Genomic DNA, 9,411 nt, shown 5'->3' on the forward strand with positions numbered 1-9,411 from the left:
CGCCTTCCAGCGGGCCCTCCGGGCGCTTCGTTCTTTCGTGTTTCCAGCTTATCAGATGTTTTCCGCTCCGTTTTCCGGGGCTTCGTCATCCAACTTGCTGCTGTCTTGACCGGAGCTTTACGCCCCGTCCGACGTCCTGAACTCTAGCCGATCCCCGCTCCGAAAAGCGAATCCGACCGAAGTCAGGCCACAATCCCGATAAACACACATGCCAAATACGCACCGAGCCGCGACAGGACGCGACCCGGCCCGGACCGGGAAGTGGTGTTTCAGAGGATTGGCCGCCCCGGGACCGTCCGCGCCGATGCGTGTCCGGTGCTCCCTGCCAAGCGGCTGACTGACAGTACTCCTACTCCGCGTCGGACACAAAATGCCCAGCTCGCGGCCGGTCCGACCACGCGACCCCGGAGCGGCGGCCGCGGGGCGCCGACCGTGCCACCCGGCCCGGGTCCGGTCGTGGCCGGCTCCCTCACTTATTCGCAACACCCGACCGGTTAGCACGCCTAGGATCTGCCCGACCTACCGGATCGGCCGGAACACGAGGTCACGTTTATCGGGGGGCATCGTGGGTGTCGTCGTGGGTGGAATCGTCGCCGTACTGGCAGTGGCGCTGGTGTGGTGGGTGGTCCGGACGTACAACCGGCTGGTCCGGCTGCGGAACCAGACGCAGGCGTCCTGGGCGCAGATCGACGTCCAGTTGAAGCGCCGGCACGAGCTGATACCCAACCTGGTCGAGGGCGCCCGCGGGTACGCGGCGCACGAGCGGGCCACACTGGAGGCGGTCGTGACCGCCCGCGGGGCCGCGACGGACGCCGGTCTCGGGGTCGCCGGCAAGGCGGCCGCGGAGGACGTGCTGACCGCCTCGCTCGGCAAGCTGACCGCCCTGGGCGAGAACTACCCGCAGCTCAAGGCCGACCGCCACTTCGCCACGCTGCAGGCCGAGTTGGCCACCGCCGAGGACAAGATCGCCTACGCGCGGCAGTTCTACAACAGCGCCGTCCAGAGCTACCACACCGCGCTGGAGAGCTTCCCGGGCAACGTCGTCTCCGGGATCGGCAGCGCGCACGGGCGCCGGGAGTACTTCGAGGCCGGGGCCGCCGCCCAGGAGGCGCCGCGGGTGACCTTCGCATGAGCATGAGCCTTGAGGACCAGTTCTACTGGTCCGCCGCCGGCCTGTTCGTGCTCTGGCTCGCCGCCTTCGGGCTCGCCCTCGTGGCCACCCGGAACGGCGCCGTGCACGCGGCCCCCGCCACGCAGGAGTTCGGCCCCGAACCGGAGCGGCCGGCCGTCGTGGCCCTGCTGACCAACCGGTGGCGCTCCGTGGACCACGCCGCCGCGGCGACCCTGCTCGACCTCGCGGCGCGCGGCCTGGTCGAGGTGCGCCAGCCCTCGGACGACCCGGCGCAGAGCACGGTGCACGTCACCGGCACGGACGCGGACACAGGCGACCTGACGCCGTACGAGCGGCGGGTCCTCGCCCGGATCACCGAGCAGGCGGGCGCAGCCGGCGCCCCGATCGGTGCGATCGCCTTCCGCGCGCAGGAGCGCGCGAGTTCGTGGAACGGCGCGCTGCGCAAGGAGATCGTCGCCGAGGCCCGGCTGCGCGGGCTCTCCCGGTCCCGGTTCGCGCCGCTGCTGTCCGGCGCGCTGGCCGTGGCCGCCTTCGGCCCCGGGGTGCTCCTCGGGCTGGGCGGCCTCACCGGCGGCCACAACATCCGCGCCGCGATCGTGGTCGGGGTCCTCCCGTCCGTCCCGCTGATGTACCTGCTGGCCAGGGCTCTCGGCGAGCGCGCGACGCGGCTCGGCCTGGAACGGGCGGGACACTGGGCCGGCGTCCAGGCCTGGCTGCGGGCGCACGAGGACTTCGCCCCGCTGCCGCCCGCGTCCGTCGCCGTGTGGGACCGCTACCTCGCGTACGGCGCGGCGCTCGGCGTGACCATCCGGACCTCCCGGCTGCTCGGCTTCGACGCGGGCGACAAGCGGCGCGTCTGGTCCTCCTACGGGGGCGCCTGGCGCCCGGTGCGGATCCGCTACCCACGTCTTCGCCCCGGCTTCGGCGCGACTCCCGCCCAACTGCTCCGACTGGCCGGCGCCGCAGCGGTGGTGGCCGTCGGCCTGGTCCTGTTCGCGGCGCTGCGCCGGCCCGAGTGGGCCGTCACGTCCGGCCCCGACGCGAGCCACTCGCTGCGCCGCCCGGGCCTGCTGCTGACCCTCGGCTGGGTCGGCATCGGGCTGCTGGCGATCGCGGCGGCCGGCCGCTTCAGCCGGTGGACGCTCTTCCTGGCGTTCCTCGCGACGATGCCCGGCAACTACGCGAGCGGCCACGGCTGGCTGACCCACGGCATGGACGGTTCGGGCCCCCTGCCGGGCGAGACCGCCGCGATCGCCGTCTTCGGCGCGGTCACCGGCTACTACCTGGTCCTCGCCGTCCTGGAGCGCCGCGCGCCGCTCACCGTCACCGGCGAGGTGCTGCGCCTGGAGCCGCGCAAGCGCGAGAAGGCGCCGCGGTTCCTCGCGGTGGACACGGGCGACTCGGACCGCACCGTCGCCTGGGCCCTGCCGGCCGGGGCACCGGCGCTCGCGCCGGGAAAGGTGGTCCGTCTGTCGGTGTCGCCGGGCACCCGGGCGGTCAGGTCGGCGGAGCCCGCCGCCACCTGACCGCGACCCACCCGCCGGCCGTGGTCAATCCGCGCGGCCGCGCGGGAGAACGGCGCGGACGACGGCGCCGGCGGGGGCGTTGGCGGCCGTGAACGTCCCTCCGAGTTCCTCGGCGCGTTCGGCCATCGAGCGGAGGCCGACCCCGGCCGTCGAGTCGCCGCCGGCCGTGGAGCCACCGCCGGGGAAGCCGGTGCCGTTGTCGGCGACCTCGACGGTGACCCGGTCGGCCGGGGCGTGGAGCGTGAGCCGGGCGGAGGTCGCACCGGAGTGACGGACCACGTTGTTGAGGGCCTCCCCGCTGATGCGGTAGACGGCGACCTCGACGGCGGCCGGGAGCGCGGGCAGCGGGTCGGGGCGCAGGTCGAGGGTCACCTTGAGCGACCGGCTGCCGAAGGTGTCGGCGAGCTGCCGCAGCGCGCCGGCCAGGCCCTCGCCGTCGAGGCAGGCGGGGGCCAGGCCGTCGGTGATCCGGCGCAGTTCGGTGATCGCCCGGCCGATGCCCGTGGACGCCTCGGTGAGCGAGGTGGCCGCGGTGGAGCCGCCGGGCAGGCCGGAGAGGGCGGTGTCGATCCGCAGGCGCAGGCCGGAGAGGGCGGGGCCGAGACCGTCGTGGAGGTCGTGGCGGAGCCGGCGCCGCTCCTCCTCGCGGGCCAGCACGAGCCGCTCGCGGCTGGCCCGGAGGTCCTGGTAGAGGCCGAGCGAGGCGATCGCGGGCGAGGCCTGGTCGGCGAGGAGGCTCAGCACCGCGCGGTCCTGCCGGTCCAGTTCGGTCTGCCCGGGGCGCGGTGGCACCAGCAGTTCGCCGATCCCGGCGCCCTCGTAGGTGAGCGGGAAGGCTTCGTACACGGGGGGAACGGCCTCACCGGGCAGGTCGGGCGTCCCGAACCGGGCCAGTTCGCGCGGCCCGCAGCGGGTCCGGACCCGGACGGCGGCAACGGGAAGCCCGAGGGCCTCCACGACCGTGCGGCACAGCAGCGGCGGCGCGTCCGCCGGATTGACGGCATGGCTCATCCGCTCCGCCAGCTGCCGCACCAGCTGGTACGGGTGGGCCCGCTCGCCGTAGTAGTACCGGTCCACGGCGCGCTCCACACCCCGGGCGGCCGGTCGCAGCAGCACACCGATGACCCCTGCCGTGGCCAGCTGCCACCACCGGGCGCCGGAGCCGGTGCCGGAGCCGGGCAGGAGGCGGTGCGTCAGGTAGACGGCGAGCAGCACGACGACGAACAGCAGCGTGCAGAAGGCGTAGGCGGTCAGGTAGCGCCGGGTGACCCGGTCCAGGGAGAGCCGGCGGTCGCGCCGGAAGGCGGCGAGCGGCACCAGCATCCAGGCGGCCTCACCGGCCACGATGACCGCGTACGGCAGCCACGCGGGGTAGTCGCCGAGGTAGTGCGGGACGGTGGCCAGCGCGGCCCACACCCCGTAGACGAGCGTGACCTCGAACAGGTGCGGGTGCGATCCGGGCGAGCGCCACCAGCGGACCCCGGCCACCGTCAGGGTGAACACGAGGCTGCCGGCGAACACGTCCATGCCGTGCGGGCCGAGCCAGCCGTCCAGCCAGGCGAACAGCGCGGTGCCGTGGAGCGGGTTGGGCAGGGTGTCGAACGCGGGCACCCGGGCGGTGTTGGCGAACGCGAGCACCGCGCTCCAGGCGGCCACCAGTACGGTGATCGAGCGCCAGATCCCGCCGGGCAGCCGGGCGTCGGGGAGCCAGAGCGGGAAGCCGATCACCAGGAAGGCGTTGACGATGTCGGCGGCCAGCACGAGCGCCATGACCGCACCCGTGACCGCCGGACCGGCACCGGCGAGCGCGGCGGCGAGGAGCACCACCATGCGCAGCGACTGGAGCAGCCCGCTGACCACCAGGAGCGTGCCGAGCGCCCGGCTGTTGCCGTTGACCACCAGGAACAGCCCGGCGAGGGTGAAGATCAGGCCGAGCGCGACCCAGACACCGTCGTAGAAGTAGTGTCCGCCGACGCCCTCCGTCCCCGGGTGGGTGAGTGCGAGGAGCGACCACACCGCGGCGCTCGCCAGCGTGCCCGCGGCGACCGCCAGGGCTCCCACGCCCAGGCCACCACCGCTCCCGAACCCGCTCATCCGCTCACCGCCTCCCTGGTCCTCCCCATGGTCTCCGCGCCCGTGTCCCGACCGCACGGGCCACCGGTCCCGGTTCCGACGGGACCGGTGGCAGCCGCTGCCCGGCCCCCCTACTCCCGCGGGCCGGTCGCCGCGTACAACGTCGTGCCGAGGGCCAGCAGGGTGAGGGCCGTCGCGGTGGAGGCGGGGGTGTCGGGGGGAAACGTCATCCAGTGGAGCACCTCACCTGCGGTGCCGCGCGGGGATGGGGTCAGGAGGGTGAAGGCGAGCCAGCCGACCGGGAGGGTCCAGGCGAAGTGGGCTCCGCACAGGACCGCGCCCAGGGCGGCCAGGCCGGTCAGCCCCGCCGCGGCGCGGACGACCACCGCGGTGGGGGCCAATTGTGTTCCTGCCGCCTGGACGGCCAGCAGGGCCGCGGCGGTGAGCAGGCCGATGAGCAGGACGTGAGCCGCCCGGCGGGGCGCCCAGCGGATCGCGGCCGTCCGTTCCAGGGTCACGTCCCGGCCGCCGAGTCCGACGGAGGCGGCGGCGACGTTCGTGGTCAGGACGAGGATCGCCGTCCCCACCTCCGCGTGCTCCGGACCGTCGAGGGCCCAGAGCGCCGCCGTGACGAGGGCGATCGCGGCGGCCGACACGGGCACCTGGCGCGAACGGGCGTACAGGGTCAGCCACCTCATCGGGCCGCCTCCCCGGTCAGTGCCCGGAGGTGGCCGTAGCCCGAACAGGAGACGGTCGCGGCACGCAGTTCCGCGATCCGGGAGCGCTGCTCGGCCGGCGGCAGTGCTGTCAGCCTCTGCCAGGCGTTCTCGGCCTCCGCCCAGGTCGTGAGTTCGTACGCCTCGGTGCCGCGGTCCTCCAGCGGCTGGAACCGTGCGTCGTGGAGGGCCCAGCTCACGGCGATGCTCTGGACGGCGACGCCGAGGCGGCCCCCGCCCTCCCGGTCGTTGTCCCCGTGGCAGGTCGGTGCCAGGCCCTTCCCGATCAGCACGCGGGTCAGCTGCTCACCCGTCGCGTCGCGCAGCAGCCGTTCGTCGAAGTCCACCATCACCACGTCGGCGGAGAGGGCGCGTTCGGCGCCGAGCGCGTAGAGCGCGGTGTCCTCCCGCACCGAGGTCGGCGCCGTGTCGCCGAGGACGTCGTGCAGCACGCGCAGCGCCTCCTTGCCGCGCAGCGAGAGCTCGGGCAGGCGGTCGCGGTTCGCCTGCGTCACGCACACCGGCCCGTCGCAGACGAGCGCGGCGGCCGCCTTGTCGACGACGTAGGTGTCGCGGGGCTCGGCCGGGAGGACCGCCAGGGCCAGGGCCGCGCCGGTCAGGACGGGAACCACCCCGAGCAGCCGGCTCCGGCGCGTCGTGGCGGCCAGCAGGGCGAAGCCGGTGCCCAGCAGACCGAGCAGCCAGAGCGTCTGGCCGAGGTGCACGGAGCCGGACAGGGTCAGCAGCATCTGCCGCGGATCCACGGTCACCGGGGAGAACAGGGCGAGCCGGTTCGGCGCCAGGCCCGACGGCAGGGCCCCGTCGCCGCTCTGCCGCAGCAGGAGGCTCCCCAGCATCAGGAAGGTCACCACCAAGGCGGGCGGCGTGAGCACGGACGGGAGCGCCCGCGCGACGCCCATGCCGAACACCGCCCCCGCGACGAGGGCCAGCACCGCAACGAGAGAGATCGGCAGCCAGCCGAGGGACATGTACGTCGTCCGGCCGAGGGCCACCTCGGCCCCGCCCACGATGAGCAGGAGCCCGAAACCGCAGGACACCCCCAGCGCCATCGCGCCCGCCGGCAGCGCCGCGCGGCGCCAGGCCGGACTCGGCGTGGTGCTCAGCAGCTCGCCCATCCGCGAGCGGGAGTCGCGCAGCCCGTACGCCGCCCCCAGGCCCACCACCAGCGGCCACCAGAACCCGAGCAGGTACCGGGTCCACATGGCCATGGTGGTCCACTGGGCCGTCCACCCCGCGTTGCCCCGCCACCAGATGCCGTCGATCAGGAAGAAGACCGCCAGGCTGCCCAGCAGCACGACGCCGCCGGCCCACGGCGCGGCCGAGCGCTTCAGCTCGGTCCGCAGCACCCGCCCGTTCACCACGTACCCCCCGGCTGCCCGGAGTTGCTCAGCAGCGCCGAGTAACCGCGCTCCAGCGGACTGTCACCCGGGTGCTCGGGGCCACCGGCCGCGGCCAGGGCCTCGGGCGTGCCCTGGAACACGAGGCGGCCGTCGGCGAACAGCACCACGTCGGAGCAGGCCGCCGCGACGTCCTCGACCAGGTGGGTGGAGACGATCACGCAGGCCTCGCGGCCCAGTTCCTGCAACAGCTCGCGCAGCCGCAGCCGCTGCGCCGGGTCCAGGCCGACCGTCGGCTCGTCCAGCAGCAGCACCGTCGGGTCGTTGACGATGGCCTGGGCGATGCCCGCCCGCCGCACCATGCCGCCGGACAGCGTCTTCATCCGGTGGTCGGCGCGATCGGCGAGGCCGACCCGTTCCACGGCCCGCTGGACCGCCCCGGGGATGTCCGCCTTCGGCACCTCCTTCAGCCAGGCCATGTACTCGACGAACTCGCGCACCGTGAAGCGCTTGTAGTAGCCGAACTCCTGGGGCAGGTAACCGATCCGGCGCCGCAGCGCCCGGTGGTCGCCCAGCGCGCTCACGGGGGTGCCGAGCAGCTCCAGCGAACCGGCGGCGGGGCGGAGCACGGTGGCCAGGGCACGGATCAGGGTGGTCTTTCCGGCGCCGTTGGGCCCCAGGAGGCCGTGGGTGCCGGTGCCCAGGGCGAGGTCCAGCCCGTCGACGGCGAGCTTCCGCCGCCCGGCGCGCACGCTGAGGCCGGTGGCCCGGACCTCCCAGGCGTAGGTCTTCGGCGCGATGTCGACCGCGCTCGTCACAGGTGTCATGGATGGTCCCTTTCGGGGGCATCGATTGGGTTTCGAAGGTCTGGGGTTTTGAAGGTCTGGGGTTTTGAGGGTCTGGGGCTTTGAAGGTCTGGGGCTTTGAAGGTCTGGGTTTCGAGGCTCTGGGCTTCGACACTCTGGGCTTCGAGGGTCAACGAGGGCTTCAGAGAGCCGAGTAGACGTTCCGACGGGCGACCACGGCGCCGACGCCGAGCGCGAGGAGCAGTCCCCACAGGGGCAGGACGTTCGCCTCCAGGACGACGGGAACGCGCTGGGTGAACCAGGCGGGTGCCACGACGGCGACGCCCCACACGGCGGCCAGTCCGGCGGCGGCGCGGGTCACCCCGACGACGCTGCCCAGCGCCAGGGCGGCGGAGGTGAAGGCCAGGGAAGGCAGCAGCCATTGCGCGGCCGTCATCGCCCCGGTCAGCCAGCCGTGCACCAGCAGCCCCGGCAGCACGACGCCGAGCACCGCCGCGGTGCGGCGGAGGAGCAGGGGCAGTCCGGCGCGGGCGGTCGACGCCGTCAGTTCGTGCGCCGGGTCCAGGCCCCGCGACCACGACACCGCCACACCGCACAGCGGCAGCACGGGCGCGACCAGCAGCAGGAGCGACGGGCTGCCGAGGGTGGCCGACGACGCGCCCCCGTCCAGCAGCAGAGCGGCCAGTGTGACGGCGGCGGTCATGGCCAGCCAGGGCGTCATGACGGGCGTCAGCCAGGCCGTCACCCAGCGGGGCCTGCGTCGCCGGGCGGGCGCCCGGACGGCGGCGGCCAACTGCGGTTCCAGACCGGCCCGGACGGAGTCGACGAGCGCGGCGATCCCGGGTGCCTCGCCGGGGACCGCGGCCGCCAACCGACCGCGGCACGGCGCGCACGTCTCCAGGTGGGACTCCAGCGCCCACAACGTGTCCGCGGGCAGTTCGACGTCACCGCGCGCGTAGTCGGCGATGAGCCCCGCCGACGCGTGTTCCGGGCTCATGCCACCTCTTGTGCCAGTGCTCATGCCAGTTCCTCCCGCATCGCGATCCGGGCCCTGCGGGCACGCGTCTTGACGGTCCCTTCGGGCAGCCTGAGCAGGACGGCCGTCTCCCGGACGGACAGCCCGTCGAGCACCATGGCCTGCAGGACCTGCCGCAGTTCCGGCGCCAGCCGACGCAGCGCATCGCCGACGTCGCCGCCGACGGTCCCCGCGAGCGCCTCCTCCTCCGCCGCCGGCACCACCGCCGACTCGGCGGCGGCGACGGGCGGTTCGGCGTGGTGCGCGCGACGCCGGAACGCGTCCACCAGCCGGCGCGCCGCGATCGTCCACAGCCACCCGACGGCCGTCCCACCCACCGCGCTCCCGGCGAACGCGCCGGCCGCGCGCCACACCGCCAGGTACGTCTCCTGCATGACCTCGGCGACGATCTGCTCGTCCGAACAGCGACGGCGCAACCGCACCGCCAGCCACGGCGACGTCCGGCGGTACAGCTCCTCGAACGCCCCGCGGTCACCTCTGGCCACCAGGCGGAGGAGTCGCTCCTCGTCCAGCTCGTCCAGTGCTCTCCTGCGTGATCTCACACCAGCCAGACGCCGGATGCGGCGTGCAGGTTCTTGATTCGGCGTGACCTGCGTCACAGCCGGCGGCGCTCGGGGTGTCCGGGCGTTGTGTTCGGGGCCTTCGGAGTGTTCGGGAAATGCGAAAAGCCCCTGATCCGAATGGATCAGGGGCTTTTCTTGAATGATTGTTCGGCGGCGTCCTACTCTCCCACAGGGTCCCCCCTGCAGTACCATCGGCGCTGT

At 74.0% G+C, this 9,411-nt stretch carries 8 protein-coding genes; 2 read left to right on the top strand and 6 right to left on the bottom strand.

All coding sequences use genetic code 11. The features are described from left to right. Positions 1 to 577 precede the first annotated feature (577 nt). Positions 578 to 1,132 (top strand): LemA family protein, encoded by a 555-nt coding sequence (locus tag ACFV4G_RS41935; protein ID WP_380448620.1) that lies wholly within the window; start codon positions 578 to 580, stop codon positions 1,130 to 1,132. Further along, a complete protein-coding gene (locus tag ACFV4G_RS41940) occupies positions 1,129 to 2,658 on the top strand; it encodes a DUF2207 family protein (protein WP_380448623.1) in 1,530 nt (509 codons plus the stop codon). Before ACFV4G_RS41935 ends, ACFV4G_RS41940 begins: the two co-directional genes overlap by 4 nt. A gap of 24 nt (positions 2,659 to 2,682) precedes the next feature. Here the strand turns inward: ACFV4G_RS41940 and ACFV4G_RS41945 are convergent, their stop codons facing one another. From ACFV4G_RS41945 to ACFV4G_RS41970, 6 genes are all read right to left on the bottom strand, one after another. Continuing rightward, positions 2,683 to 4,752, bottom strand: coding sequence for a sensor histidine kinase (locus ACFV4G_RS41945; protein ID WP_380448626.1), 2,070 nt, complete (start codon positions 4,750 to 4,752; stop codon positions 2,683 to 2,685). Between the two features lie 110 nt (positions 4,753 to 4,862). After that, the gene (locus ACFV4G_RS41950) at positions 4,863 to 5,429 is read right to left on the bottom strand and encodes a hypothetical protein (protein ID WP_380448629.1); all 567 of its coding nucleotides are present in this window, start codon (positions 5,427 to 5,429) and stop codon (positions 4,863 to 4,865) included. After that, positions 5,426 to 6,826 carry a hypothetical protein gene (locus ACFV4G_RS41955; protein WP_380448631.1) on the bottom strand — a complete coding sequence of 467 codons (1,401 nt, stop codon included), beginning with the start codon at positions 6,824 to 6,826 and terminating at the stop codon, positions 5,426 to 5,428. Before ACFV4G_RS41955 ends, ACFV4G_RS41950 begins: the two co-directional genes overlap by 4 nt. Further along, complete coding sequence (locus tag ACFV4G_RS41960) at positions 6,823 to 7,632, bottom strand: ATP-binding cassette domain-containing protein (protein WP_380448634.1); 810 nt, start codon at positions 7,630 to 7,632, stop codon at positions 6,823 to 6,825. Before ACFV4G_RS41960 ends, ACFV4G_RS41955 begins: the two co-directional genes overlap by 4 nt. A 160-nt stretch (positions 7,633 to 7,792) precedes the next feature. After that, entirely contained in the window at positions 7,793 to 8,608 is an 816-nt protein-coding gene (locus ACFV4G_RS41965) for a zf-HC2 domain-containing protein (protein ID WP_380448640.1), read from the bottom strand. 20 nt (positions 8,609 to 8,628) lie between these two features. Continuing rightward, complete coding sequence (locus ACFV4G_RS41970) at positions 8,629 to 9,189, bottom strand: RNA polymerase sigma factor (protein WP_380448637.1); 561 nt, start codon at positions 9,187 to 9,189, stop codon at positions 8,629 to 8,631. Positions 9,190 to 9,411 lie beyond the last annotated feature (222 nt).

The organism is Kitasatospora sp. NPDC059747 (assembly GCF_042732955.1).
GTDB lineage: Bacteria > Actinomycetota > Actinomycetes > Streptomycetales > Streptomycetaceae > Kitasatospora.

What these genes read in the sequence shown, in the direction of transcription:
- ACFV4G_RS41940 (WP_380448623.1), top strand. Translation starts at nt 1,129, where the DNA reads ATGAGCATGAGCCTTGAGGACCAGTTCTACTGGTCCGCCGCCGGCCTG.
- ACFV4G_RS41945 (WP_380448626.1), bottom strand. Translation starts at nt 4,752, where the DNA reads ATGAGCGGGTTCGGGAGCGGTGGTGGCCTGGGCGTGGGAGCCCTGGCG.
- ACFV4G_RS41950 (WP_380448629.1), bottom strand. Translation starts at nt 5,429, where the DNA reads ATGAGGTGGCTGACCCTGTACGCCCGTTCGCGCCAGGTGCCCGTGTCG.
- ACFV4G_RS41960 (WP_380448634.1), bottom strand. Translation starts at nt 7,632, where the DNA reads ATGACACCTGTGACGAGCGCGGTCGACATCGCGCCGAAGACCTACGCC.
- ACFV4G_RS41965 (WP_380448640.1), bottom strand. Translation starts at nt 8,608, where the DNA reads ATGAGCCCGGAACACGCGTCGGCGGGGCTCATCGCCGACTACGCGCGC.